The 23701-nt window shown below is 62.1% G+C and carries 27 protein-coding genes, 2 tRNA genes and 1 other RNA gene; 16 read left to right on the top strand and 14 right to left on the bottom strand.

What is annotated here, in order from left to right; translation table 11 throughout:
• Positions 1-64: 64 nt before the first annotated feature.
• Positions 65-1522, top strand: coding sequence for a PucC family protein (locus Q0859_RS20270; protein WP_299154747.1), 1458 nt, complete (start codon positions 65-67; stop codon positions 1520-1522).
• A complete protein-coding gene (locus tag Q0859_RS20265) occupies positions 1519-2202 on the top strand; it encodes a hypothetical protein (protein WP_299154745.1) in 684 nt (227 codons plus the stop codon). Before Q0859_RS20270 ends, Q0859_RS20265 begins: the two co-directional genes overlap by 4 nt.
• Positions 2203-2327: 125 nt before the next feature.
• Here the strand turns inward: Q0859_RS20265 and Q0859_RS20260 are convergent.
• The 5 genes from Q0859_RS20260 to Q0859_RS20240 form a co-directional block, all read right to left on the bottom strand.
• Positions 2328-2402, bottom strand: a tRNA-Glu gene (locus tag Q0859_RS20260).
• A gap of 80 nt (positions 2403-2482) precedes the next feature.
• A complete protein-coding gene (gene recJ, locus Q0859_RS20255) occupies positions 2483-4222 on the bottom strand; it encodes a single-stranded-DNA-specific exonuclease RecJ (RefSeq protein ID WP_299154743.1) in 1740 nt (579 codons plus the stop codon).
• Between the two features lie 102 nt (positions 4223-4324).
• Positions 4325-5293, bottom strand: a complete 969-nt coding sequence (gene glpX, locus Q0859_RS20250; protein WP_299154740.1) for a class II fructose-bisphosphatase — start codon at positions 5291-5293, stop codon at positions 4325-4327.
• Between the two features lie 34 nt (positions 5294-5327).
• Positions 5328-6614, bottom strand: coding sequence for a homoserine dehydrogenase (locus tag Q0859_RS20245; protein WP_299154735.1), 1287 nt, complete (start codon positions 6612-6614; stop codon positions 5328-5330).
• Between the two features lie 101 nt (positions 6615-6715).
• Positions 6716-7000, bottom strand: a complete 285-nt coding sequence (locus Q0859_RS20240; RefSeq protein ID WP_299154733.1) for a hypothetical protein — start codon at positions 6998-7000, stop codon at positions 6716-6718.
• Between the two features lie 132 nt (positions 7001-7132).
• On the opposite strand from Q0859_RS20240, the gene Q0859_RS20235 reads away from it, so the two are divergent.
• Positions 7133-7732: a TetR/AcrR family transcriptional regulator gene (locus Q0859_RS20235; RefSeq protein WP_299154731.1), complete on the top strand. Its 600-nt coding sequence runs from the start codon at positions 7133-7135 to the stop codon at positions 7730-7732.
• A 44-nt stretch (positions 7733-7776) separates the two neighbouring features.
• On the opposite strand, the gene Q0859_RS20230 is transcribed toward Q0859_RS20235, so the two are convergent.
• The 6 genes from Q0859_RS20230 to Q0859_RS20205 form a co-directional block, all read right to left on the bottom strand.
• Positions 7777-8688: a pirin family protein gene (locus Q0859_RS20230; RefSeq protein ID WP_299154729.1), complete on the bottom strand. Its 912-nt coding sequence runs from the start codon at positions 8686-8688 to the stop codon at positions 7777-7779.
• 99 nt (positions 8689-8787) lie between these two features.
• Positions 8788-8943: non-coding RNA, 6S RNA (ssrS, locus tag Q0859_RS20225), on the bottom strand.
• Between the two features lie 99 nt (positions 8944-9042).
• Positions 9043-9459, bottom strand: coding sequence for an SRPBCC domain-containing protein (locus tag Q0859_RS20220; protein ID WP_299154727.1), 417 nt, complete (start codon positions 9457-9459; stop codon positions 9043-9045).
• The gene (locus Q0859_RS20215) at positions 9456-9776 is read right to left on the bottom strand and encodes a metalloregulator ArsR/SmtB family transcription factor (RefSeq protein ID WP_299154725.1); all 321 of its coding nucleotides are present in this window, start codon (positions 9774-9776) and stop codon (positions 9456-9458) included. Before Q0859_RS20215 ends, Q0859_RS20220 begins: the two co-directional genes overlap by 4 nt.
• Before the next feature lie 81 nt (positions 9777-9857).
• Positions 9858-10613, bottom strand: a complete 756-nt coding sequence (locus tag Q0859_RS20210; RefSeq protein ID WP_299154723.1) for a hypothetical protein — start codon at positions 10611-10613, stop codon at positions 9858-9860.
• Positions 10610-11899, bottom strand: coding sequence for a hypothetical protein (locus Q0859_RS20205; protein WP_299154722.1), 1290 nt, complete (start codon positions 11897-11899; stop codon positions 10610-10612). The genes Q0859_RS20210 and Q0859_RS20205 overlap by 4 nt, the downstream gene beginning before the upstream one ends.
• A 106-nt stretch (positions 11900-12005) precedes the next feature.
• On the opposite strand from Q0859_RS20205, the gene Q0859_RS20200 reads away from it, so the two are divergent.
• The 7 genes from Q0859_RS20200 to Q0859_RS20170 all read left to right on the top strand — a co-directional run bounded on the left by Q0859_RS20200 (position 12006) and on the right by Q0859_RS20170 (position 18637).
• Entirely contained in the window at positions 12006-12464 is a 459-nt protein-coding gene (locus tag Q0859_RS20200; RefSeq protein WP_299154720.1) for an MmcB family DNA repair protein, read from the top strand.
• Positions 12465-12671: 207 nt separating this feature from the next.
• Complete coding sequence (locus Q0859_RS20195) at positions 12672-15551, top strand: monovalent cation/H+ antiporter subunit A (protein ID WP_299154718.1); 2880 nt, start codon at positions 12672-12674, stop codon at positions 15549-15551.
• A gap of 1 nt (position 15552) precedes the next feature.
• Complete coding sequence (locus Q0859_RS20190) at positions 15553-15909, top strand: Na+/H+ antiporter subunit C (RefSeq protein WP_299154716.1); 357 nt, start codon at positions 15553-15555, stop codon at positions 15907-15909.
• Positions 15906-17468, top strand: a complete 1563-nt coding sequence (locus Q0859_RS20185; RefSeq protein ID WP_299154714.1) for a monovalent cation/H+ antiporter subunit D — start codon at positions 15906-15908, stop codon at positions 17466-17468. The genes Q0859_RS20190 and Q0859_RS20185 overlap by 4 nt, the downstream gene beginning before the upstream one ends.
• A 1-nt stretch (position 17469) precedes the next feature.
• On the top strand, positions 17470-17970 hold the full coding sequence (locus Q0859_RS20180) for a Na+/H+ antiporter subunit E (protein ID WP_299154712.1): 501 nt from the start codon (positions 17470-17472) through the stop codon (positions 17968-17970).
• Positions 17967-18254 carry a K+/H+ antiporter subunit F gene (locus Q0859_RS20175; protein ID WP_299154710.1) on the top strand — a complete coding sequence of 96 codons (288 nt, stop codon included), beginning with the start codon at positions 17967-17969 and terminating at the stop codon, positions 18252-18254. Before Q0859_RS20180 ends, Q0859_RS20175 begins: the two co-directional genes overlap by 4 nt.
• The gene (locus tag Q0859_RS20170) at positions 18251-18637 is read left to right on the top strand and encodes a Na+/H+ antiporter subunit G (RefSeq protein WP_299154708.1); all 387 of its coding nucleotides are present in this window, start codon (positions 18251-18253) and stop codon (positions 18635-18637) included. The genes Q0859_RS20175 and Q0859_RS20170 overlap by 4 nt, the downstream gene beginning before the upstream one ends.
• 7 nt (positions 18638-18644) lie before the next feature.
• Here Q0859_RS20170 and Q0859_RS20165 read toward each other — a convergent pair whose 3' ends face one another.
• Positions 18645-18827, bottom strand: coding sequence for a DUF6324 family protein (locus Q0859_RS20165; protein ID WP_299154706.1), 183 nt, complete (start codon positions 18825-18827; stop codon positions 18645-18647).
• A gap of 83 nt (positions 18828-18910) precedes the next feature.
• On the opposite strand from Q0859_RS20165, the gene Q0859_RS20160 reads away from it, so the two are divergent.
• Both Q0859_RS20160 and Q0859_RS20155 read left to right on the top strand, forming a co-directional pair.
• A complete protein-coding gene (locus tag Q0859_RS20160) occupies positions 18911-19393 on the top strand; it encodes a GNAT family N-acetyltransferase (RefSeq protein WP_299154704.1) in 483 nt (160 codons plus the stop codon).
• Between the two features lie 61 nt (positions 19394-19454).
• Positions 19455-19531 (top strand) — tRNA-His (locus Q0859_RS20155).
• 12 nt (positions 19532-19543) lie between these two features.
• Here Q0859_RS20155 and Q0859_RS20150 read toward each other — a convergent pair.
• Positions 19544-19840 carry a DUF6476 family protein gene (locus tag Q0859_RS20150; protein ID WP_299154808.1) on the bottom strand — a complete coding sequence of 99 codons (297 nt, stop codon included), beginning with the start codon at positions 19838-19840 and terminating at the stop codon, positions 19544-19546.
• Between Q0859_RS20150 and Q0859_RS20145 the strand changes: the two genes are divergently transcribed.
• From Q0859_RS20145 to Q0859_RS20130, 4 genes are all read left to right on the top strand, one after another.
• The gene (locus Q0859_RS20145) at positions 19839-20861 is read left to right on the top strand and encodes an RluA family pseudouridine synthase (RefSeq protein ID WP_299154703.1); all 1023 of its coding nucleotides are present in this window, start codon (positions 19839-19841) and stop codon (positions 20859-20861) included. The genes Q0859_RS20150 and Q0859_RS20145 overlap by 2 nt on opposite strands.
• A gap of 223 nt (positions 20862-21084) precedes the next feature.
• On the top strand, positions 21085-21981 hold the full coding sequence (gene rpoH / locus Q0859_RS20140) for an RNA polymerase sigma factor RpoH (protein WP_299154701.1): 897 nt from the start codon (positions 21085-21087) through the stop codon (positions 21979-21981).
• Between the two features lie 167 nt (positions 21982-22148).
• Complete coding sequence (locus tag Q0859_RS20135; protein ID WP_299154699.1) at positions 22149-23141, top strand: Gfo/Idh/MocA family oxidoreductase; 993 nt, start codon at positions 22149-22151, stop codon at positions 23139-23141.
• 2 nt (positions 23142-23143) lie between these two features.
• The gene (locus tag Q0859_RS20130) at positions 23144-23413 is read left to right on the top strand and encodes a DksA/TraR family C4-type zinc finger protein (protein ID WP_299154697.1); all 270 of its coding nucleotides are present in this window, start codon (positions 23144-23146) and stop codon (positions 23411-23413) included.
• Positions 23414-23447: 34 nt separating this feature from the next.
• Here Q0859_RS20130 and Q0859_RS20125 read toward each other — a convergent pair.
• Positions 23448-23701 (bottom strand): IS30 family transposase (locus Q0859_RS20125; protein WP_299154695.1); only part of this gene is annotated, 254 nt, incomplete at its 5' end.

Genomic DNA, 23701 nt, shown 5'->3' with positions numbered 1-23701 from the left:
CGGGCTGGACACGTCCAGGGGCGGGCGCGCGACGCGCGGCACGTCGGAATATGGCGGACCACGCATGTTCGACTATCGTACATATGCAACGCGGAAATTGGCGGCTGTAGGCCCCAGATACCTGCCGTTTGCGGATGTGGCGAGTGACGAGGTCCCGCTGTCGCGTCTTTTGCGTCTGTCTTTGTTTCAGGTCACCGTCGGGATGGCATTGGTGTTGCTTGTCGGCACGCTGAACCGTGTGATGATCGTTGAATTGTCGGTGCCCGCGACGCTTGTGGCGTTGATGCTGGCGCTGCCTTTGATATTTGCACCGCTACGCACGTTGATCGGGTTCAAATCGGACACCCATGTGTCGGCCCTTGGCCTGCGCCGCGTGCCCTACATCTGGAAGGGCACATTGCTGCAATTTGGCGGCTTTGCGATCATGCCTTTCGCGCTGCTTGTATTGTCTGGATATGGCGAGGCCGTCGATGCGCCGCGCTGGATCGGCCACGGCTCGGCGGCATTGTCGTTTCTGCTTGTGGGGGCCGGGGTGCACATGGTGCAGACCATCGGCCTGGCCCTTGCCACCGATCTGGTCCCGCAAGAGGATCACCCCAAAGTCGTTGGCCTGATGTATGTGATGTTGCTGCTTGGCATGGTCGCAAGCGCATTGGTTTTTGGCGCATTGCTTGAAGCCTACACACCGGGCCGGCTGATCCAGGTCATACAGGGGGCTGCCGTCGTGACCGTCGTGCTGAATATGTGCGCCATGTGGAAGCAGGAGGCCCGCAACCGCCCCCGTGCTGCCGCCATGAAAGCAGCGCAACCTGTTGAATTTACGCATGCGCTTTCCAGCCTTGTCAAAGCCAACGGCATGACTCGCTTGCTTGGTGTGATCGCCCTTGGCACGTTTGGCTTTGGCATGGCGGATGTGCTGCTGGAACCTTATGGCGGGCAGGTCTTGGGCCTCTCGGTGGCGGGGACAACCAAGCTGACCGCGCTCTTGGCGGCCGGAACGCTTTGCGGTTTCGTGTTGGCCGCACGCAATCTGGGGCAGGGCGGATCGCCCACCCGGTTCTCCATGATCGGCGCGGCCGTCGGTATCCCTGGATTCCTGGCGATCATTCTGTCCGCGCAAGGCTTTGGCATCCCCTTGTTCATGGTGGGCACGCTGACCACCGGAATTGGTGCGGGCCTGTTTGGCCATGCCACCTTGACCGCGACCATCCGCAACGCGCCCAAGGACCGCATCGGGCTTGCACTTGGCGCTTGGGGCGCTGTGCAGGCGACGGCGGCGGGCATCGGCATTGCGCTGGCCGGGATCGTGCGTGATCTGATTGTGGGCTGGCACGGCGATGTTGGACGCGCCGCGCAAACGCCCTACACTTTAGTGTTCATGGTAGAAATCGTGTTTCTGGTGCTGGCCATTCTGATCTTGCTGCCTGCCTTGAAACGCCCCGTAAAACCCGACGATCGGCTGGAAATGTGCGCCCCTGCTGAACCGACAACCCAGAATTCAACCCCGGTGGAGGTTCCATGACCAATATTATCTCACGTGTGTTCGAGGACGCGGCCGCAGCCCGTTATGCGGCGGAACGGATCGTGTTCCGCGGCGTTCCAAGCCGCGATGTCAAAGTGATTGCAGGCGCTGATTCGGAGGCCACCCACGCCAAAATGGCGCAGGCCGAAGTGGATGACAGCACGATGAGTGCATATGCCTCGGCGCTGAAAAAGGGACAGGCCGTGCTTGTCGTGCGGGCCACCTACAAACCGCTGACGGCGGCCACGGTCGTGCGCGACCTGCTGTCCAAGATGGACACCATCGATGTCGGCGATGTGGTCGAGGACTACTACCGTGTGGATGGCCCGGAGGCTGCCTCAAGCGTGTTGAAGGAACACCCGCTGTTCCTGACGGTGCGGTTTGACCGTACGGGCTATTCCGGCGGACCTGTCACGCGGGGTCTGGGGTGGCGCATGCTCAGCAAACGCCGCACGCGCACATCGGCCATTCGTGGCGGTGGGTTCAAGTCCCGCGTGTTCTGGCCAATGCCTCTTTTGTCGACAAAACAGCGCAAGAATTCCGTCATCAGCGGCGGGCGGTATATGTCCAAGGCGTTCTGGCCAATGGCGCTTTTATCGACCAAGCCACGCTCGAATTCGGTGATCAAGGGCGGTGACCTGCCACTGTCGCGCGCCTTGGGCTGGCCTGCCGTCAGCTGATCGCGGTCCGTATTTTGCAGCGGCGTATCCATTGAGGTGCGCCGCTTTTTCACGTGCCCTATCAAGGGTCTATGCGTGCCGCATTCGAACCGTTGGTCGTCTTCAGCTGTGTGGAAAGATGCAATTGGCATCCCGTAGGGGAATCGAACCCCTCTTTCCAGGTTGAAAACCTGGCGTCCTAACCGATAGACGAACGGGACACAAACTGTGAGCGGTGGAATAGGCGTTTGTGGCATGGGGCGCAACCCAAAAAGTTGCGGAGTTCCCAACTTCTGTCGGCCTAGGCCGGGCTCGCGTCTTCCAGCCTTAACTGCACGGATTGGCGGCCCCGGAAACTGTTGATCTCCAACCGTCCCGCAAGGTGAAATGGCGCCCCCCCATGCCCCATCAGCGCAGGCCCAAGCGGGCTATCAAATGCCCCGAACGCAATTCCATCCAACCGCGCGCCCCCGGTCTCGCCAAAGGTCACTTTCAGATGGGTTTCCCCGACCCGGCGCGCATTCAGGACGCGCATGCCGGAAAACGCATAGCGCGGCGCAGGGGCCCCCGCCCCGAACGGGCCTGCCGCGTCGATCTGTTCCAGCAACTCGATGGTCGCCGCCCCCGGCATCAAGGCCCCATCCAATCGCAGGTCGGCGGGCCCAAGCGTGTCCGCCCCCTGACGCGCCAGTAACTCGCTCAGCCGCGCCATTGCGGCCTCGATCTTGTCTTCTGCCACGGTAAGCCCCGCAGCCATCTTGTGCCCACCGCCCTTGATCAGCAGCCCCTCGGCGGCCAGCCGTTGGATCGGTGCGCCCAGATCAATGCCCGACACCGATCGCCCCGACCCCTTGCCGATCCCGTTCTCGATCCCGATCACGATGGAGGGGCGGTTTGTTGCCTCTTTCAGCCGTGCGGCCACGATCCCCACCACACCGGGGTGCCATCCCGCACCCGCAGCCCAGGCCAGTGCGCCATCTGTTCCGCGCGCCTCGCTTTGGGCGATGGCCTCGGCGCGCACCGTTGCCTCAATCTCGCGGCGATCCGCATTCAGAGCGTTGAGCCGTTTGGCCAGCGCTTCGGCTTCGTGGGGGTCCTGAGTGCTGAGCAGACGTGCACCCAGATCGGCCTGACCAATCCGCCCACCCGCATTGATCCGCGGCCCCAGCATATAGCCCAGATGATAGGGGGTGGGGGCTGTGTCCATCCCTGCGATGTCCGCCAGCGCCACCAGACCGGGCCGATCCCGCCGTCCCATGACGGTCAGCCCTTGGCGCACAAAGGCCCGGTTCACCCCGATCAGAGGGGCCACATCCGCAACGGTCGCGAGTCCGACAAGATCTAGCATCGCCATCAGGTCGGGCCCTTGCGTGCCGGCCTCGCGCATCTGCCGCCCGGCCTCGACCAAGACCAGAAACACGACCGCCGCCGCACAAAGATGCGCCAGGGCCCCGTCTTCATCCTGCCGGTTCGGATTCACGACAGCCAGGGCCGGGGGCAGGGTTTCGCCCCCCAAATGGTGGTCCAGCACAATCACATCTGCCCCCACGGCCGCGTCAATCGGGGCGTGCGACAAGGTTCCGCAATCTACGCAGATGATCAGATCATGTCGCGCGGCAAGGTCTGCCATGGCGGCCTCGTTGGGGCCATACCCCTCGTCTATCCGGTCGGGGACATAAAGTGTCGCACTGTGGCCAAGCGCATGTAGCCAGGTGATCAGCAACGCCGCCGAACTGCCCCCATCCACGTCATAATCGGCGAAGACGGCAATGCGCTGGCGCTGCTGAACAGCCGCCAAAAGACGCGCGGCGGCAGGTTCCACGTCCCGCAAACTGCGCGGGTCGGGCATCAATGCACGTAAAGTCGGCGCCAGATAGGCCGCAGCCTCAGAAGCATCCACACCCATCCGGGCCAGGATCTGACAAACGGGGCGGGGCAGGCTGCTTTGCTGGGCCAAGGCCTCAGCCGCGCGGCTGAGGTCAGCGTCAGGGCCAACCCATCGCCGCCCCGTGAGGGACTGCTCCACATCCAAAAATGCCATTTGCCCCCCTTCCTTTCGCCAAGAATACCTCCGCCGGAGGCACCAAGCAGTGTCACAGATGACGGGATCCCCGTAAGGCGGACGTTGTCGTCCGCCCAAGGCTCACACCGTGTGGGTCGGGGTGCGGTAGCTCATGCGGCGCACCGATCCGGTCTTGGAGCGCATCAACAAGGTCTCGCAGGTCAGCCAGCCCGGTTCGCGCTGCACGGCAGCCAGCAACGACCCCGACGTCACACCCGTCGCGGCAAAGATCACATCCTGCGTTACCATCTCGTCACGCGCATAGATCCGGTCCAGATCGGTGATCCCGGCCTTGGCCGCACGGCCCCGCTCATCATCATTGCGGAACAGTAACTTGCCGTAGATCTGGCCGCCCATGCACTTCAGTGCGGCGGCCGCCAGCACCCCTTCGGGTGCGCCACCTTCGCCCATATACATGTCGATTCCCGTCGAGGGATCGGCGCAGTGCATGACCCCCGCCACATCGCCATCCGTGATCAGCCGGATTGACGCGCCCGTGCCACGCACGGCGGCGATCATCGCCGCATGGCGGGGGCGTTCCAGAATACAGACCGTAATGTCGGAGGCTGTGCAGTTTTTCGCTTTCGCCAGCGCATGAACCCGCGTGGCGTGATCCATCTCAAGCGTGACAGTGTCGGTGGCAAAGCCCGGCCCAATCGCCAATTTGTCCATATACACATCCGGGGCATGCAACATCGAGCCGCGCGGCCCCATCGCAATGACCGTCAGCGCGTTGGGCATGTCCTTGGCGGTCAGCGTTGTCCCCTCAAGCGGGTCGAGCGCGATGTCCACCCCGGGGCCGTTTCCGGTGCCGACCTCTTCGCCAATATAAAGCATGGGGGCCTCGTCCCGTTCGCCTTCGCCGATCACCACGACGCCCGCGATATCCAGCAGGTTCAGCTGCTCGCGCATCGCATTGACAGCTGCCTGATCAGCGGCCTTTTCGTCACCATGCCCGACAAGACGGGCCGAGGCGAGGGCGGCGGCTTCGGACACACGGGCAAGGCCCAGTGACAGCAGGCGGTCCTGAAATTGTGCAGTGGCGGTCATGGTAAAATCCTTTTCGTGAAAATATCAGACATGTTCAGACGGATTCGATGCGCAACACAACCGGTTCGGAGGCGAGCACGCCCGTGCCGTCCATCGCCGCAAGGGCCGTATCAAGGGCTGCGCGGGTACATTTATGCGTCACGATCAACACGGGCGCTGTCGTGTCGTCGTGACCGTATTGGCGCATGCGGTCGATGCTGACCCCCGCTTCGCCCAGGACGGTGGCGATCTTGGCCAGTGCGCCGGGTTTGTCCACGAGGCTGGTGCGCAGATAATAGGGCGCGGGCAACAGGGATGTGGTGCGCGTCGCTGCCTCAAGCCCTGTGGCGGGTTGGCCGAAGACGGGCAGGCGCAAACCGCGTGCAATGTCACACACATCGCCCATCACAGCCGAAGCTGTGGGTCCTTCGCCTGCACCGGGACCCCGCAGAACCACCTGTTCCACCGCGTCCCCTTCGATGGCGACCATGTTGGTGCCGCCCTGTAATTGGCCCATGGGTGAGGTCGCAGGCACAAGGCAGGGCATCATCCGCTGTTCCAGCCCCCGCCCGGTCTTCTGTGCCACCCCAAGCAGCTTGATCTTGTAGCCCATGTCGTCAGCTTGCCGGATATCGTCGATGCTGACCCGCTCGATCCCCTCAAGCTCGATCCCGTCGAAATCGACGCGGGTGCCAAAGGCGATGGCCGACAGGATCGCCAGCTTGTGCGCCGCATCAATCCCGCCCACATCCAGCTGCGGGTCCGCCTCAAGATAGCCAAGCCCATCGGCTTCGGCGAACACGTCCGCATAGGGCAACCCGGCGCTTTCCATCCGCGTCAGGATGTAGTTGCACGACCCGTTCATCACACCCACGATCCGGGTAACCTGGTTGCCCGCCAGCCCTTCGGTCAGGGCCTTGATCACAGGAATGCCGCCGGCCACCGCCGCTTCATAGCGCAATGAGACCTCGGCGGCTTCGGCCGCTTCGGCAAGCGCCTGACCATGGATCGCGAGCATGGCCTTGTTGGCGGTGACCACATCCTTGCCCGCCGCAATCGCGGCCTCGACCGAGGCTTTGGCAGGGCCGTCAGTACCACCCATCAGCTCGATATAGACGTCCACATCGTCGCGGGTGGCGAGTGCCACGGGGTCATCTTCCCAGGCATATCCCGACAGGTTTACGCCCCGATCCTTGTCGCGGCTGCGCGCGCTGACGGCTGAAATAATGATCTCGCGTCCGGTGCGCGCGCCCAGGAGGGCGGCGTGTTGGCGTACGATCTTGACCACGCCGACCCCGACGGTGCCCAGACCCGCAATACCAAGGCGCAGAGGAGTGTTCATGGCGGAATCCTTTTGCAGCAGAGCGCGATGCGCGGCATTTCTGGCGATGTAGCGGGTTCCGCCGGGCGGTGCAATTGCCCCTTGGGTGCCCGCGCGCCGGATCAGCCGAGCCGGTCCTCGATGCGCCGCCGGGTTGCGGCGTCAACGATAGGTCGACTTTGCAAGGACTGTGCCCGCGCGCGCAAGGACGCGACCCGCGCCTCAAGCGTTTTGGTGGTGTCGATAGGATTCGTGACGACGGGTGCGGCCTGGGCCTCGAATGTCTCGAACGGGATCAGGGTGGGGAAATTCGCGTTTTCCACATCCGGCGAGATCACGCCATCAAGTTCGGGAAACTGGGCGCATGCGCCAAGGGTCAAGGCAAGGATCAGGAAGGTGGCGCGCATCTGGCGGGGTCCTGGTTCGGGAATGGGTTGCGGTGGTGATGCACCATGGCGCGCGCGCAAGCAAGCGTGGCTTGGGGTTGTTCGCCCATGAGGGTGCTTGGATTTAAACGCCTGTTCAGTTAAATCTTGCCCATGGCGCGCACAGCAGGATCCCATTCCGATATTACTGGCCCGCGTGTGCGCGAAGCGGCCTTGCGCCTGTTTGCCCGCCACGGGTTTGCGGCTGTGTCCATGCGCCAGATCGCGGCCGAGGTGGGCGTGCAGGCGGGCGCGCTTTATAACTACACCCCCGACAAGCAGACCCTGTTGTTCGAGCTGATGCGCAACCACATGGTTGAACTGCTCGCCGACATGCGCCGGGATTCCGCGGTATCGGCCCCCGTTCAGCTTGATCGCTTTGTGCGGTTTCACATCAGCTTCCATCATGCCCGCCCGGACGCGGTGTTCATCGCCTATATGGAGTTGCGCAATCTGGAGCCGGACAACTTTGCCACCATCGAAGCCTTGCGCCGTCAATATGAGACGGTGCTGGAGGACATCCTGCGCGCAGGTGTCGATGGGGGGCTGTTCGATGTCGGCGATACCAAGGTGGCGACATTGGCGGTGATCGCGATGCTGACGGGGGTCACCACATGGTTTCGCCCTGACGGGCGGCTGAGTCTGGGCGATGTGCAGGACCAGTATTGCCAGATGGTGACCCGCTTGGTCGGCGCGCCGGGTGGCTCTGTTTGAGCGGACGCTCAAAGGCGCCCACCCGCCGACCCTTGGGATGGGCCCTAATGTGCAGGTTTGATGAACGTCCCGTTTTGCAGATCGCGCATGGCCTGTTGCAACTCGCTTTGGGTGTTCATCACGATGGGGCCGTGCCATGCGACCGGCTCGTCAATCGGCGCGCCCGAGATCAGCAGAAAGCGTGCGCCTTCCGGTCCGGCCTGTACTGTGACCTCATCCCCGGTGCCAAACCGGATCAACGTGCGGTCGCCTGACAAATCCCGAATGTTGAGCTCATGGCCTGCCACTTCTTTTTCCAGCAGCACGCCTGCGGGGGCTGAGGCATCGGCAAAGGCTGCCGCCCCGCCGAAGACATAGGCGAATGCGCGTCGATAGGTGTCGATGGTAAAGGTCTTTTTCACGCCTGCGGGCAATGTGATGTCGAGGTATTGCGGATCGGCGGCGATCCCGTCCACCGGCCCTGTCAGCCCCCAAAAGCTGCCGGTGATCACTTTGACGCGCGTGCCGTCATCGTCTGTCACCACCGGAATATCCGCGCTGGTGATGTCCTGATAGCGCGGTGCGGTCATCTTTTGATCCGCGGGCAGGTTCCCCCACAACTGGAACCCGTGCATCTGTCCGCGCGCGTTGCCCTGCGGCATTTCCTGATGCAGGATGCCCGACCCTGCCGTCATCCACTGCACATCGCCCGCCCCGAGGGTGCCCTGATTGCCAAGCGAATCCCCGTGTTCCACCGTGCCCTCAAGCACATAGGTGATGGTTTCGATGCCCCTGTGCGGGTGCCACGGAAACCCCTTTTCGAAATGCGCCGGGATGTCGTTGCGAAAATCGTCAAACAGCAGGAACGGGTCAAGCTCGCTTGGGTCTTGAAAGCCGAAGGCGCGGTGCAGATGCACGCCGGCGCCTTCCATGGTGGGCATGGCCTGGCGGGTCTCGAGGGTGGGTCTGATGGACATGGGTGCGCTCCGACGATCACGTTGGGCGCAGCATACCCGCCCGCCCCGCTGGCGCAATTGCGCACGGACAAACGGGTGGTGTGCGTGGGTGATTGGATGACGGGAACCACCACAACCGTTTGGTTCTCTCATTCCCGAGGACCTGTATGTACAGGTGGGTGCCAGGTAACCGGACCAGGATCCGGACAGAGCCAGCGCCCTCGGAATTGCTTAAGGCCACCGGAATGCAACCTGTCACGAGAAGGGCAGAACCCGTCACGCTCTCACATAGGTGCGCGCGCAGGGTGGGGCAAGGGCAGGTCGGGTGCAATCGACGCCGTTGTGCCCCGCCTGATCGTCGGGGTGGCACCCCACTTAATCGTCGTGGATGTGGCCGCGCATCTGCATGAGGTGATCGTCCCATCCTTTGTCCAGCGCGAGCGTCAGCCCAAATGCCTCCTCGCCTTGAGGCAACCCGCTGTGTTCCAAGGCAAGTTGCGTGCCGCCCGACACTTCGGTCAGGGTCCATTTGACCGTGCTGACCGCATCACCCATGGGCCCCACCGTAAAGCTGTATTCCAGATGACCGGGTGCGTCGGCCACACGCACCTCGCCCCAGATCAGCTTGTCGCCGCTGGTGGTGCCAAACATCTCGAGCGGTTCACCCGCCGCAAGGGGCACCTTGGGCGCATGAAACCATTTGGCAAGATGCTCGGGCTGGGTCAGATAATCCCACACCAAGTGCCGGGGGGCCTTGAGAAAGATGGTTTTGCGCAGAACGGTGTCGGTCATTGGATGTCCTTTTCGATGGCGGATTTGAGGTCTGACAGGCGGTCATCCCAGAACTGGTCAAAGATTTGCAGCCAGGTCAGCACAGGGGCCAACCCTTGGGGGTTCAGCCGGTTGATCCGTTCGCGCCCCCGCACCTCGACCGTGATCAGCCCGCCGTCACTCAGCACCGTCAGGTGCTTTTTCACAGCCGCCCGCGTCATGTCAAAGCGCGCGCTGACCTCGGCGATGGTCATCGCTTCGCGCCGCAACAGCTGGATGATGTCGCGCCGGGTTGGATCGGCGAGGGCGCGAAAGGTGGATTGTGTGGGATCGCTCATGGGGTTCCGCTAAATGATGCCATTTGGTATCATTTAATTAGATACCTTTTGGTATCATGTCAAGCGCCGCTTTTACTGAACCTAGCTGTCGGGCGGCGTGAACCCGTAACGGGCCAATTCCTCGTGCAAGAGCACGTAAATCTCGTCGGGCGGTGTGGAAAGGGCGTGTCGCATCACCAGCGGATCAATCCCCATCTCGTCCAGATAGGTCATCACCTCGCCCTGTCCGCGCTGGATATCCTCGACCGCGAAGGCGGCGGGCAGGAACGTGTTTTCGCCGAAATAGTGTTGATGCACGCCCACAGTGGCGTCCGCGTCGATGTCGCGGCTGGTCCCGGCGGCGAGCAAGTAGGGGCAGGCAGAGAGGCAGAACTCGCCCGACAGCATCTGGGTTGTCATCCCTTGGGCGCGGATGTGGCGGCCCAGATCAAGCGCGTCACTGACCGACCCGCCGGGGGATTGCAGGATCAGCGTTTCCGGGGCCGGATCAGCGGCGTTGATCAATCCGATCAGGCGCGGGGCGTCCCCTGCGCGAATGCCGCCCTCGAGCCGATAGGTTGCGCCCTCGGTCTGTGTCAGGACCAGTCGGTCGGGCAAATCACCGGGGTCGCGGGCGGGCTGCACGGTGGGACGGTCCCGGTCAGGGCGAAAGGTGCGGCGCTGATCGCCCGGGCTCACAGGCTCGGTCAGGCGCGGCGCGTCTGGTCCGAAGCTCGGCAGGCGCAGCCCTTGCATATCCCCAAGGATCAGCAGGCCGCCAAGGCCAAGCTGAAAGATCAGCACGCCCATCAGCACGCGCGCCACCGGGCTGCGGGGCTTGGTCGCCTCGTCGCTCATTCGGCGGCCTTGGTCTTGGTCGGGCGGGGAATGTCGGGGGGCACAGCGTGCGTTTCGTGATCGGTCATGGCTGTTTCGACGTCGCGTGCGGCGGCCAGCGCGGCGCGCAGTTCGGCCAGCGTCAGCGTGTCTTCGATGGCAGTACCTTCGCGTCCGCCCCGGATCGCCGATTGAGTGATCGCGACGATAAAGACCAGCACCGCAGGCAGCAGGTCAATCGCAATGGCACCCGCCCAGGATGGGATGAAGTTGCGCCCATAAAGGATCACCGCATCCGCTGAAGAGATGGGCGTATAGGTCACGTCTGCGGGTGGTTGCTGGGCCTGCACCGCTTGGGCGGCGCGTTCAAGCGTCGTGGCGCGTTGTGCCAACACTTCGAGGACAGACGTGATTGTGGCGGCCTGATCGACACGGCCTGCTTCGGTTTGCCCATCAAGTTCGGGCAGCACGACCGAGGCGGCAAGGTCCTGCGCGGCCCGTTCGACCAGCGGCGCGATAGAAAGCTGGCGCAATTGTGTGATCAAGCCCGCCAGACGCACGGCCTGTTCGGAAAACTCGACGCTGCGCGCCTCGACAGGACCGGGTTCGACAGTAAGCGCCCGCATCCGGCTGAGTATCGCGTTGCCCTCGGCAAAGGCAGATTGCACCAGCGGGGTCTGCGCGCTGATCTGGCCCTCAAGACCCGACAACTCCGCCGCCTTCTGGCGCAACACACGGAATACGGCACCGCGCCCGGCGAGGCCCGACAAGGCACCCGCCGCTTCCTGCTCGGACAGATCCTCAAAGGATTGGCGGGTGCGCGCCACGTCGCGTTCCAGCGATTGGGCGGTAATAGCGACCTCATGCGCCCGCTCAAGGCTGTTTTGATAATCCTGCACGGTCTTGGCGAGGTGCTGTTCCACGGCGGCCGATCCGGCCAGAGCGGCCGCATTCAGCCAGGATGACATCGCCACAATCGCAAGCGAGCCGACACCCATGGTGAGGATCAGCCCGACGCGCGCCTGCGCCGAGCGGACCGCGGGGAACAGGCGCATCATGTAGGACCAGAACACAAAGATCCCGACCGACACCGCAACCGAATAGGCGATGGCCGCGAATACCGACATCGCGCCGTTTTCGTCCAGCAACGAGGACACCCCGAGATAGGTGTAGATGCCTGAGGCAACCGCCAGCACCCCAAGTGCCGTGCCTGAAAAGGTGTCGAGCCAGCCAAGGTGCCCTTCGAGTTCGCGGGCATAGCGCACGCCACGCGCTTGGGTGTCGCTGAGGCGGGTGTCGTTGGTCATAAAGGTCCCTCGTGAATGATCCGTTAACGTAAGGCGGGGTGGGCGGATCGCCAAGGGGCTGAACGCGCACTTGCTTTTGTTCAGGGTTTGTTCGTATCTTGGGCGTATGCAAAGCGCACAGGACCTTTCAGTGATGATGCCGGGCCAGATGCTCGCGCGGGGCGTGTCGCGCCATTTGGCGAGCCTTGGCTGGGTCACGGTCGAAGAACTGGTACCCGCACGCGGTCTGCGCGTGGACGTCATGGCATTGGGTCCCAAGGGCGAGATTTGGGTGGTGGAATGCAAATCCAGCCGTGCGGACTTTATGACGGACCACAAATGGGAGGGCTATCTGGAGTGGTGCGACCGGTTTTTCTGGGCGGTTGACAGTGATTTCCCCGTTGATCTGCTGCCCGAGGACAGCGGGTTGATCATCGCGGATGCCTATGACGCAGAGATCATCCGCATGGGCCCCGAACACAAGCTTGCCGCCGCCCGGCGCAAGGTCATGGTGCAGAAATTCGCAACCCATGCGGCGCGCCGTTTGCACGGCCTGCGCGATCCCGGCGCAGGGCTGGCGTGGTGATTTCATTGATAAAAACCGACCGCCTACCAAAAATCCGGTATGGAGACGGCGCGAAATCGTCCCATCTTGGGTGACAAGCCTATTTGAATACGTCTAGATGGGATTGGATACGCGCGTTTTCCGCAAACAGCATGGGTTTTGGCCCGTGCTGTGATGATGTGGGCGCTAGTTATGCCAGACTGAAAGACCATCGCCGCAGGAGTTCGCGTGTCCCTCTTCTTTATCGTTGCTCTTCCATTCTTTGGTGCATTGCTGCCTGGGCTTATGAACCCTGCGGGGCGCTCTGCCTGCGCCGGGGTCACGTTCACGGTGTCGTTGGCGGCCTTTATCGGTCTGCTCACCAATCTGCCGACGGTTCTGGCGGGCGAGGTTGTGATGGCCCGCGTCGACTGGATGCCCGTGCTGGGGTTGAATTTCACGCTGATGCTTGACGGGCTTGGCTTTTTCTTTGCGCTGCTGATCCTTGGCATCGGGCTGCTGATCATCGCCTATGCGCGCCACTACCTGAGCCGCGACGACAATATGGGGCAGTTTTTCACCTATCTGCTGCTGTTTCAGGGCGCGATGGTTGGGATTGTTCTGTCTGATAACATACTGCTTTTGCTTATTTTCTGGGAGCTCACGTCGCTGTCCTCCTTCCTGCTGATCGGCTATTGGAAACACCTGCCCGAAGGCCGGCAGGGCGCGCGTATGGCGCTGACCGTCACGGGGATGGGCGGCCTTGCGATGATCGGGGGCATGCTGATCCTTGGTCAGATCGTGGGCAGTTATGATCTGAGTGTGATCTTGCAAAACCGCGAATTGATTCAGGCGGACCCGCTTTATGTGCCCGCGTTGATCCTGATCCTGCTGGGCTGTTTCACGAAGTCCGCGCAGTTCCCGTTCCATTTCTGGCTGCCGCATGCGATGGCGGCCCCCACGCCTGTGTCGGCCTACCTGCACTCTGCCACGATGGTCAAAGCCGGGATATTCCTGATGGCCCGCATGTGGCCGGTGCTGTCGGGCACGACTGAGTGGTTTGTGATCGTGACCACGGCGGGGCTGATCACCATGGTGCTGGGCGCGATCATCGCGCTGTTCAAACATGACCTCAAGGCGCTGCTGGCGTTTTCGACCGTGTCCCATCTGGGGCTGATCACGATGTTGCTGGGCACGGGGACGGCATTTGGAGCGATGGCGGCAATGTTCCATATCCTCAACCATGCGACGTTCAAGGCGGCGCTGTTCATGTCCGCGGGCATCGTCGATCACGAGACGCATACCCGCGATATTCGCCGCCTTGGCGGCTTGCGCACCCTCATGCCGATCACCTTCGTCATTGTCGTGCTCGCGGCCCTGTCGATGGCGGGCATTCCGCTGCTGAACGGTTTTCTGTCCAAGGAAATGATGCTTGAGGAAGCGACGCATACGGTCCTGTTCGACGTGCCGTGGCTGGTGCCTGCGCTCGCCACATTCGGCTCCGTTTTCTCCGCCGCCTACTGTTTCCGCCTGATCGGGCACACGTTCTTTGGCCCTGTGCGTGACGACTATCCGTCCAAGCCGCATGATCCGGGTTTTGGCCTGTGGGGGCCGCCCGCGTTGCTGGTGGTGCCGGTTGTCGCCATCGGCGTCGCGCCCTTTCTGGCCGAGCCGTTTGTGAAAATGGTCACCGCATCCGTCCTTGGCGGCGAGGCCGAAGTGCCCAAGGCCTATTTCAAGATCTGGCACGGGCTGGTGCCCGCCCTGTTCCTGTCGGTGGTGGCGGTTGTGGGTGGGTTTGTCCTGTTGGCGATCTTCAATCCCGCACTGCGGCTGTGGGATCGCGCCCCGCGCCCCGAGGCCAAGATCATCTTTGAGGCGCTGGTCGAGGCCGTGGCGGGCCTCGCGCGCCGCCTGATCCTGCCTTTGCACAACGGGGCCTTTTCGCGTTACGCGGCCATTGGATCGGTCGTGATCGTTGTCCTTGGCTTTCACGCGTGGAGCACGGGCACCGTCGGCCCCGCCACCCGCGTGATGCAGGACGTGACCCCTGTTTCCGTGGCCGGGTGGGCCATGCTGGTTGCCGCCACAATCGGGATGGTGTTCCTGCACCGCAACCGCTTTTTGTCGCTGATCCTGATCGGGATTGTCGGCCTCATGGTCTCCATCGGTTTTGTCTTTTTCAGCGCGCCGGATCTGGCGATGACCCAATTCACGGTCGAGGTGGTGACGATCATCCTGTTGCTTCTGGCGCTGAATTTCCTGCCCAATCATACCCCGGTCGAAAGTACCGTGCTGCGCCGGGTGCGCGACGCCGCAATTGCGCTGTTCGGGGGGCTTGCGACCTTTGGGCTGGCCTATCACTACCTGTTGCGTGATGCGGTGACCGGGCCAATCTCGGAGTTCCATCTGGCCAATTCCTATAAAGGCGGCGGCGGTACGAACGTGGTCAATGTGATCCTCGTCGATTTCCGTGGCTTTGACACCTATGGCGAGATCATCGTTCTGGGGATCGCGGCCCTGCTGATCTATGCGCTGACGGAAACACTACTGGGCGGGCCCGTGCGCGCGCGCCTGCTGAACCGCACGCCGGATGTGGCGCGGGCCGGGGATGCGCATCCGATGATGATGGTTGTCCTTACCCGGGTGATCATGCCGGTTGTGCTGATGGTCGGCTTCTACATCTTTTTGCGGGGACACAATGAACCGGGCGGGGGCTTTATCGCGGGCCTGATCGTGTCCATCGGCGTCGTGATGCAATATATGGCCAGCGGGTTCAGCTGGGCCTCGGCCCGTCTGCGCTATCCCTATCACGGGGTCATTGGCGCGGGTGTGCTGATTGCTGGGCTGACCGGTATCGGGTCGTGGTTCGTGGGCAAGCCGTTCCTGACCTCGGACTTCACCTATGTGCGCATTCCGCCTTTCAACGAGTTCGAGCTCGCCACCGCCGCCCTGTTTGATCTTGGCGTGTTCCTTGCCGTGGTGGGGGCGGTGATGCTGTCACTCGAGAGCTTCTCGCGTCTGGCGCGGCGTGCCCATGTGCCCGACAGCGAGCATCCGATGGATATCGACCCTTCGCGCGATGATGATCCGGTGCCCGGCACCCCCGCTGCACAGGGGGGCTTGTGATATGGAACTGCTTGTCGCATCCGCCATCGGCATCTTGACCGCGGGGGGCCTTTATCTGTTGCTGCGCCTGCGCACGTTTCCGGTGATCCTGGGCATTTCACTGCTGACCTATGCGGTGAACGTGTTCCTGTTTGCCTCGGGCCGCCTCACCATCGGCGCGCCGCCCATTCTGCGCGATGACATCACCCGCTATGCAGACCCGCTGCCGCAGGCCCTTGTGCTGACGGCCATCGTGATTTCGTTCGGGATGACGGCCGTGGTCGTGATGATCGGCCTTGGGGCCTATCTGGGGTCCGACGACGATCACGTGGATGACCAGCCCGAAGCGGATGCAGATACGTCGGAGGGCCGGCCATGACCCATTGGATTATTGCACCCGTCATTCTGCCCGCACTTGTTGCGCCCTTTATCGTACTGGCGGCACGCTATCATATCGGCATCCAGCGGGTGTTCTCGGTCGTGGGTGTGCTGGCCCTGATCGCTGTCGCCGCAGGGCTTGCATGGCAAGCCTCGGACGGGACCGTCACCCTTTATCAGCTTGGTGATTGGGCCGCGCCCTTTGGCATCGTGCTGGTGGGTGATCGACTGTCGACGATGATGGTGCTGCTGACGGCAGTGCTGGGTCTGTTTGTGCTGCTTTATGCAATCGGGTCCGGGTGGGACGATCGGGGGCGGCATTTCCACGCGCTTTTCCAGTTTCAGTTGATGGGGATCATGGGTGCGTTCCTGACGGGCGACCTGTTCAACCTGTTTGTCTTTTTCGAAGTGCTGCTGATCGCCTCATATGGGTTGATGATCCATGCGGGCGGCAATGACCGGCTGCGCGCGGGCGTACAATATGTGTTGTTCAACCTGATCGGATCGACCCTGTTCCTGTTTGCGCTCGGGGCGATTTACGCCGAGACGGGCACGCTCAACATGGCCGATCTGGCCGAGCGGGTGCGGTTGATCACCCCTGAGGAAACCGTGGGCATCCGTGTGGCCGCTGTGCTGTTGCTGCTGGTCTTTGCGATCAAGGCCGCGCTTGTGCCGCTGCATTTCTGGCTGCCCTCAAGCTATGCCGAGGCCCCTGCACCCGTGGCCGCCCTGTTTGCGATTATGACCAAGGTGGGAGCCTACGCGATCATCCGGGTCTACACGCTGATCTTTTCACCGGACCTTGAGGTGACGCAGGGCCTGCATGATGTGTGGCTGCTGCCTGCTGCGCTGGTCTCGCTCGCCATCGGTATGATTGGCGTGCTGGCCGCGAGAAAGCTGGACCGGCTGGTGGCCTTCTCGGTGATCGGGTCGATGGGGATGGTGATGATCTCAATCGCGCTGTTCACGCCCGAAGGGATTGCGGCGGCGCTGTATTATATCATCCACTCGACCCTTGCCGGGGCCACGCTGTTCCTGATTGTGGATCTTGTGCGCTGTTCACGTGCGGATTTGCAGCTGACCTCGCAGGCCCCGATGGCGGGTGCCGCATTGACAGCCGGGTTGTTCTTTGCCGGGGCGATTGCAATGGCGGGTCTGCCGCCGCTTTCGGGGTTCCTGGGAAAGTTGCTGGTGCTGAATGCCGCCTTTGACACCGACCTTGTGGTCTGGATCTGGGCGGTCGTTCTGACATCAAGCCTGATCAGTATTCTGGGGTTCGCGCGCGCAGGCAGCATCCTGTTCTGGAAAGCGCACAGTGTCGCCCCCCCCGAAGATGAAACGCCGCTGCCGCGTCCCGCGCCGCTGTCTTATGTGGCGGTCGGCGGGCTGGTCGCGCTGCTTGGGCTGCACACCGTGTTTGCAGGCGTGGTGCATGGGTACGCAACCACCATGGCGCGCGATCTGTTTGCGCCGGGGGCCTATATCGAGACGGTCGTGGGAACGCCGGGCAAGCTGAGCAAACCCGACACTGACAAGGCTGCCGACAAGGAGGACCACTGATATGACCCGTGCATTCCGTTGGCTTCTGCCGCACCCGTTCCTGACCCTGCTGTTGGCGGTGGTCTGGATTTTGTTGCAAAATCAGATCTCTGCCGGGATGGTGGTGTTTGGGATCATCTTGGGTGTGATCATCCCTTGGATGACGGCCGTGTGGTGGCCCGACACGCCGCAAGGGTTCCATCTGGGCAAGATGTTCAGCTACTCGATCATGGTGATCTGGGACATTTTGGTGGCTAACGTCCAGGTTGCGTGGATCGTTCTGACCGTTCCGAATGCCAAGCTGAAACCCGCCTGGATCGTGGTTCCGCTGGATTTGCGCCAGCCCGAGGCGATCACGGTATTGGCAGGCACCATCACCCTGACGCCGGGCACCGTTTCGGCGGATTTGTCGGATGAGGGGCATTCGCTGCTCGTGCATGTGTTGCACACCGATGATCCCGACGGGGTCCGGGACGAGATCAAGACCCGCTACGAGGCCCGCCTCAAGGAGATTTTCGCATGAGTGCTGCCACTGAATTCATGGACGTCGCGCTGATTATCGCCTTTGTGGTGATCGTGCTGGCGCAGGTTCTGTCGATGGTCCGCCTTGTGATGGGGCCGACGACGGGTGATCGCATTCTGGCGCTGGACACGATGGTGATCAACGCGCTTGGGCTGGTTGTGCTGCTTGGGATCTATCAGGGCGTCCAGATCTATTTCGAGGTGTCGCTGCTGATTGCGATGCTGGGATTTGTGTCCACGGTCGCGCTGGCGCGGTTCATCTTGCGGGGGGACATTATCGAATGATCGAGATCATTTTGACATATGCCGTTGCCGTTTTCCTGCTGATCGGGTCCGGTTTTGCCATCGTGGGGGTGATCGGGCTGCTCAAGTTCAACGACTCCATGACCCGCCTGCACGCCCCGACCAAGGTGGGCACCGTGGGGATCGGCTCGCTTTTGCTGGCGTCGATGCTGCATTCCTACATGCTTGGCGAGACATCGATGCACGAGTTGCTGATCATGTCGTTCCTGTTCGTGACCGCGCCGATCTCTGCCAATTTCATCGCCAAGGTGAACATCCATCGCCGCGCCTGCGACACCCCCCCGTCGCCGCCGCGCGATGATACGTGGTCGACGTTGAACGTGCCGGAAGCGGACCGCGCGCTGGAAACCATCAAGGCCCCTTGAACGGTGATCAGACGGCGCGGGCCGCCTTGGCTGCGGCGCGGATTTCGTCGGCGATTTCCTCGGCCTCTTCGGGGTCGAAATCCATGGGGATTTCAACGCCTTTGGCTTCGATATATATGCGCACCATGCCCTGATCGGTGGGGCCGATCTGCATGTTTGCCTCAATATCGCGTTCGCTGTTGATACCCATGGTCGCCTCCGCTCTGGCTCTGAAGAACCTGTGCTATCGCGCGGCCCCTTGAAAGGCAAGATCGCGGGTTGCAGGATAGGGCCATGAGCCCGATCGCCCTACGCCCCTTTCGCCCGGATGACACCGACTGGCTGGTTGAACAACACGACCGGCTCTATGCGCAGGCCGAGGGGTTTGACGCCAGTTTCGGCGTGCTGGTGCGCGAAATTCTCGATGGCTTCAATGCCGATCACGACCCCACCTGCGAGCAAGGGTGGATCGCGCAGGTCGGTGATACCCGCCTTGGGTCGATATTTTGTGTCCGGCTGGATGATCAGACCGCCAAACTGCGCCTGTTCCTGCTGGTGCCGGAGGCGCGGGGGCAGGGGGTTGGGGCCAAGTTGCTGGCGCAGTGCATGGGCTATGCCCAGGCCAAGGGGTATCGCGGCATGCAGCTGTGGACCCACGAAAGCCACCGCGCCGCCTGCGCTCTTTACGCGCGCACAGGTTGGCAGTTGGGTGACAGCCGCCCCGTCCAGTCCTTTGGTCAGGATTTGGTCGAACAGACATGGACCTACCGGTTCTGACGCTTTTTCTGGTTTTCACGGTCTTGCAATCGCGCCACCTCAGAGGTATCTCAGCCCCAGTGCCGCCTTAGCTCAGTAGGTTAGAGCGCTTGATTGTGGATCAAGAGGTCCCTGGTTCGAGACCAGGAGGTGGTACCACCCCCCCTTTTTTCAAGGCTGGTCCAGCGTAATGGTCTGGCGCAACGTGCCCGTTACCTGATCAAAGATCAGAATCGTGTCGTCCTGCGTCACCACCGCGAACCAGTCCGAGCCCACGGTAAAGGCGGTCGCGGTCGCCCCGTCAGGCAATGTCACCTGTTCGGGCAGCACCATCGGCTTGGGATCGGCGTTCAGGCGGATGACAAGCAAGGCAATCACCGTTAGAACGCCGAAAATCATAATGACGGTCAGCACCGTCACCAACCGGCGCAGGAACCGCAGATTGGCCGGTTCGATAGGGGTTTCGATGTCGTCCAACACCATATCCTTTGTGATCGGCGAGGCACCCCCGCCGCGCCTTGATAAGGCCATCGCGCGCGACGTGCCAGAGGGGGCGGCCCTGTCGCGCACCCGGCTCGCCCGTCTGGTGGCCGCCGGGGCGGTGTCCGTCGATGGGGTCGTAACGCTTGACCCCAAGGTGCGCGTGGCTGAGGGCGCGCAGATCGAGGTCACGGTTGCCCAAGCGCAGGACAGCCACATCGCGCCCGAGGATATCCCGCTTGAGATCGTATACGAAGATGCGGACCTGATCGTGGTCAACAAACCGGCGGGCATGGTGGTGCATCCGGCACCCGGATCGCCCTCGGGCACGCTTGTGAACGCGCTGATGCATCACTGTGGCGACGACCTGTCCGGGGTCGGGGGCATGAAACGCCCCGGCATCGTGCACCGGATCGACAAGGACACGAGCGGCCTTTTGGTGGTGGCCAAATCCGACGCTGCCCATCACGGGCTGGCGGATCAGTTTGCGGCCCACACCGTCGAGCGGTACTACCGCGCTCTGGTCTACGGGGCACCGGATGCGGCCGATCCGCGCTTGCGCGGGATCAAGGGGACGAATTTCGAACCCGGAAACGTGCTCAAGATCACCACGCAACTGGCCCGTCACAAGACCGACCGGCAGCGACAGGCGGTTTTGTTTCAGGGGGGGCGGCATGCGGTGACGCGGGCGCGGCTGGTCGAACGCTATGGCAACCCCGAGGTGTTGGCCCAGATCGAATGCTGGCTCGAGACGGGGCGCACCCACCAGATTCGCGTGCATATGGCCCATGCCGGGCATGGGCTGGTCGGTGATCCGGTCTATGGCGGGCGGCGCAAATTGGCACGCGGAGCGCTGAGTGATGCGGCAGCGGCTGCCGTGGCCGCATTTGGGCGTCAGGCCCTGCATGCGGCTGTGTTGGGCTTTGACCATCCGATCAGCGGCGCACAGATGCGATTCGAGGCCCCGCTGCCCGACGACTTTGAAACGCTTTTGGGACTGTTGCGTTAAACTTTCATTAGCTTGGCTGTGCGACATCGCCATGCGGCCCCGTTTTCTGAAACGATCAGCACGTGCGCGTGAGGGTCGGGCAGGGGGCTGCACATTCAGGATTGAGCGTGCCAATATCCTGACAATCGACGACCCTCGTGCCTTGAAAGGGTGCGATCGCCGTCCCATATTCAATGTTAAGCCTCTAAACATGAAAGGTTTGAGGGGCACCAGGAGGGACATTATGGCCAATTACGCAAATCTGCCCGCACCCACCCCCGAGGGTGGTTTGAACCGCTATATGCAGGAAATCCGCAAATTTCCCCTGCTTGAGCCGGAAGAGGAATACATGCTGGCCAAGGCGTGGGTTGAAAAGGAAGACACCGAAGCGGCCCACAGGATGGTCACCAGCCACCTGCGTCTGGCCGCAAAGATCGCCATGGGCTATCGCGGCTACGGGCTGCCTCAGGCCGAGGTGATTTCAGAGGCCAATGTGGGTCTGATGCAGGCCGTCAAACGTTTTGACCCTGAAAAGGGCTTTCGACTTGCGACTTATGCGATGTGGTGGATCCGCGCCTCGATTCAGGAATATATCCTGCGCTCGTGGAGCCTCGTCAAACTTGGCACCACATCGGCCCAGAAAAAGCTATTCTTCAACCTGCGCAAGGCCAAGAACAAGATCGGTGCACTGGAAGAAGGCGACCTGCGCCCTGAAAACGTGGCACGCATTGCCAATGATCTGAGTGTGACCGAAGCCGAAGTGATCTCGATGAACCGCCGTTTGTCGGGGGGCGATGCCTCGCTGAACGCCACCGTCGGGTCCGAAGGCGAAGGCACGATGCAGTGGCAGGACTGGCTTGAGGACGAAAGCGCCGATCAGGCAGGTGACTACGAGGCGCAGGACGAATTGGAAGTGCGCCGCGAGATGCTGGCCGAGGCACTGGATGTGTTGAACGAGCGTGAAAGGGATATCCTGACGCAACGCCGTCTGGCCGATAAGGTCGTCACCCTCGAAGAGCTGTCCGAGCAATACAACGTCAGCCGTGAACGGATCCGCCAGATCGAAGTGCGCGCCTTTGAAAAGCTGCAAAAGAGGATGCGCGAGATTGCGAAATCCAAAGGGTTGCTGGCGACCGCCTGACCCTTTTTGCACGCCAAATAGACAAGGCCCTGCCGATGTGCGGGGCCTTTTTTCGTTTTGGCGCAGGCCGGGCGTTCCTGCGAGGGGAAGAACGGGGATGGGCCGGGTCCGTTGCGATACTGCCATTGGGTGATATGCTGAAAGGTGTTCAGCCTTGAGGGGGCGTTATGTCAAAGCCGGTCAGATGGGGAATTTTGGGGGCGAGCAACTTTGCGCGCAAGGACATGGCCCCGGCAATTCACGCAGCCCACGGGGCGGAATTGTACGCCTTGGCGACATCGGACCCGGCCAAAGCCGCGCCGTTTTCCGCATTTTGCCCCGGTTTGAAGGTGTATACCGATTATGACGCGCTGCTGGCCGATCCAGACATCAATGCGGTTTACATCCCCCTGCCAAACCATCTGCATGTCGAGTGGTCGTTGAAGGCGTTGGCGGCAGGCAAGCACGTATTGTGTGAAAAGCCGATGGCGATGGTGGCGTCTGACTATGACGCGCTGATCGAGGCGCGCGACAGCTCCGGCCTGGTTGCGACCGAAGCCTACATGATCGTGCATCACCCCCAATGGCAGCGGGCCCGCGCGCTCTATCGGGAAGGCGAGATTGGCAAGCTGATCCACGTGGATGCGATGTTTTGCTATGACAACGGGGCCGACACCGCCAACGTGCGCAACCGCCCCGAAACCGGGGGCGGCGGCATCCCGGATATCGGTGTCTATACCTATGGGGCGACCCGGTGGTTCAGTGGGCAGGACCCGGTCGAGATCACCCATGCCGATGTGGATTTCGAGAACGACGTGGATGTGTTGGCCCGCGTGGCTGCGCGCTTTGACGGGTTCGGCGCGCATTGGGTCACCTCGATGCGCATGCATCCCTATCAGGAGATGACGTTTTTCGGCTCTGGCGGCGTGATCAAACTGACGGCTCCGTTCAATGCGGGTGGCTTCGGCACGGCCCGGTTGGAACTGCAAAAGAATGTGCATGGCGGTGGCCGCCCGTCCTCGATCACCGAAGAGCGGTTTCCCGGCGTCAATCACTACGTCTTGCAGGTCGAAGCGTTCTGCGCGCATCTGCGCGAGGGGACGCCCTATCCCTGGCGGCTTGAGGATGCGCGCGGCACGCAGGCGGTGATCGATGCGGTTTTTGCCAAGGCGAGGGGCTAGATATGGCGGGCGGATGGGCCAAGGACGGCGCGGTCAGCGAACAGATCGAGGCATCGATTTCAGACGAGTTGGCGCGGATGAAGGCACGCCGGGCACCGGTTGGGGAAAGCGCGAAATATTGCGCCGAATGCGAAGAACCAATCCCCGAAGCGCGCCGCGCGGCTCTGCCCGGGGTGAAGCTGTGCGTCGATTGCGTGGCCGAGCGCGATGCCGCGTTCAAGGGGCGCGGTGGGATCAATCGACGGGGGTCGAAGGACTCGCAGTTGAAGTGAGGGGGTTGGCGAATGGCACCTTTGAGCGGCGGTTTCAACGGATCGACGCAACGCACACTGCGGACTTCTCCGCTGGTGTTTGATATTGCAATGTCTTTCGAGGTCGTTCGTTGAGCTGTCTTGCAACCGCGCTCAGTTTCGCTTGGCTATGCATCGACAAATCCGTTCCTTCTGGAAAATACTGTCTCAGCAAACGGTTTGTGTTTTCGTTTGACCCACGTTGCCACGGCGAATGTGGTTCGCAGAGGAAGACGTCGATATCAGTCGCTAATGTGAACGTGCGATGGC

The sequence above is a fragment of the uncultured Tateyamaria sp. genome, assembly GCF_947497045.1.
Classification (GTDB): Bacteria; Pseudomonadota; Alphaproteobacteria; order Rhodobacterales; family Rhodobacteraceae; genus Tateyamaria.
Note: the sequence above shows the minus strand (reverse complement) of the source record. Positions and strands in the feature narration are given on the sequence as shown.

What these genes read in the sequence shown, in the direction of transcription:
- Q0859_RS20245 (WP_299154735.1), bottom strand. Translation starts at nt 6,614, where the DNA reads ATGAACACTCCTCTGCGCCTTGGTATTGCGGGTCTGGGCACCGTCGGG.
- Q0859_RS20170 (WP_299154708.1), top strand. Translation starts at nt 18,251, where the DNA reads ATGATCGAGATCATTTTGACATATGCCGTTGCCGTTTTCCTGCTGATC.
- Q0859_RS20270 (WP_299154747.1), top strand. Translation starts at nt 65, where the DNA reads ATGTTCGACTATCGTACATATGCAACGCGGAAATTGGCGGCTGTAGGC.
- Q0859_RS20180 (WP_299154712.1), top strand. Translation starts at nt 17,470, where the DNA reads ATGACCCGTGCATTCCGTTGGCTTCTGCCGCACCCGTTCCTGACCCTG.
- Q0859_RS20240 (WP_299154733.1), bottom strand. Translation starts at nt 7,000, where the DNA reads ATGCGCGCCACCTTCCTGATCCTTGCCTTGACCCTTGGCGCATGCGCC.
- glpX (WP_299154740.1), bottom strand. Translation starts at nt 5,293, where the DNA reads ATGACCGCCACTGCACAATTTCAGGACCGCCTGCTGTCACTGGGCCTT.
- Q0859_RS20210 (WP_299154723.1), bottom strand. Translation starts at nt 10,613, where the DNA reads ATGAGCGACGAGGCGACCAAGCCCCGCAGCCCGGTGGCGCGCGTGCTG.
- Q0859_RS20135 (WP_299154699.1), top strand. Translation starts at nt 22,149, where the DNA reads ATGTCAAAGCCGGTCAGATGGGGAATTTTGGGGGCGAGCAACTTTGCG.
- Q0859_RS20265 (WP_299154745.1), top strand. Translation starts at nt 1,519, where the DNA reads ATGACCAATATTATCTCACGTGTGTTCGAGGACGCGGCCGCAGCCCGT.
- Q0859_RS20205 (WP_299154722.1), bottom strand. Translation starts at nt 11,899, where the DNA reads ATGACCAACGACACCCGCCTCAGCGACACCCAAGCGCGTGGCGTGCGC.
- Q0859_RS20130 (WP_299154697.1), top strand. Translation starts at nt 23,144, where the DNA reads ATGGCGGGCGGATGGGCCAAGGACGGCGCGGTCAGCGAACAGATCGAG.
- Q0859_RS20220 (WP_299154727.1), bottom strand. Translation starts at nt 9,459, where the DNA reads ATGACCGACACCGTTCTGCGCAAAACCATCTTTCTCAAGGCCCCCCGG.
- Q0859_RS20165 (WP_299154706.1), bottom strand. Translation starts at nt 18,827, where the DNA reads ATGGGTATCAACAGCGAACGCGATATTGAGGCAAACATGCAGATCGGC.
- Q0859_RS20230 (WP_299154729.1), bottom strand. Translation starts at nt 8,688, where the DNA reads ATGTCCATCAGACCCACCCTCGAGACCCGCCAGGCCATGCCCACCATG.
- Q0859_RS20160 (WP_299154704.1), top strand. Translation starts at nt 18,911, where the DNA reads ATGAGCCCGATCGCCCTACGCCCCTTTCGCCCGGATGACACCGACTGG.
- Q0859_RS20145 (WP_299154703.1), top strand. Translation starts at nt 19,839, where the DNA reads ATGTCGTCCAACACCATATCCTTTGTGATCGGCGAGGCACCCCCGCCG.
- Q0859_RS20175 (WP_299154710.1), top strand. Translation starts at nt 17,967, where the DNA reads ATGAGTGCTGCCACTGAATTCATGGACGTCGCGCTGATTATCGCCTTT.
- Q0859_RS20215 (WP_299154725.1), bottom strand. Translation starts at nt 9,776, where the DNA reads ATGAGCGATCCCACACAATCCACCTTTCGCGCCCTCGCCGATCCAACC.
- Q0859_RS20235 (WP_299154731.1), top strand. Translation starts at nt 7,133, where the DNA reads ATGGCGCGCACAGCAGGATCCCATTCCGATATTACTGGCCCGCGTGTG.
- Q0859_RS20190 (WP_299154716.1), top strand. Translation starts at nt 15,553, where the DNA reads ATGGAACTGCTTGTCGCATCCGCCATCGGCATCTTGACCGCGGGGGGC.
- rpoH (WP_299154701.1), top strand. Translation starts at nt 21,085, where the DNA reads ATGGCCAATTACGCAAATCTGCCCGCACCCACCCCCGAGGGTGGTTTG.
- Q0859_RS20185 (WP_299154714.1), top strand. Translation starts at nt 15,906, where the DNA reads ATGACCCATTGGATTATTGCACCCGTCATTCTGCCCGCACTTGTTGCG.
- Q0859_RS20200 (WP_299154720.1), top strand. Translation starts at nt 12,006, where the DNA reads ATGCAAAGCGCACAGGACCTTTCAGTGATGATGCCGGGCCAGATGCTC.
- recJ (WP_299154743.1), bottom strand. Translation starts at nt 4,222, where the DNA reads ATGGCATTTTTGGATGTGGAGCAGTCCCTCACGGGGCGGCGATGGGTT.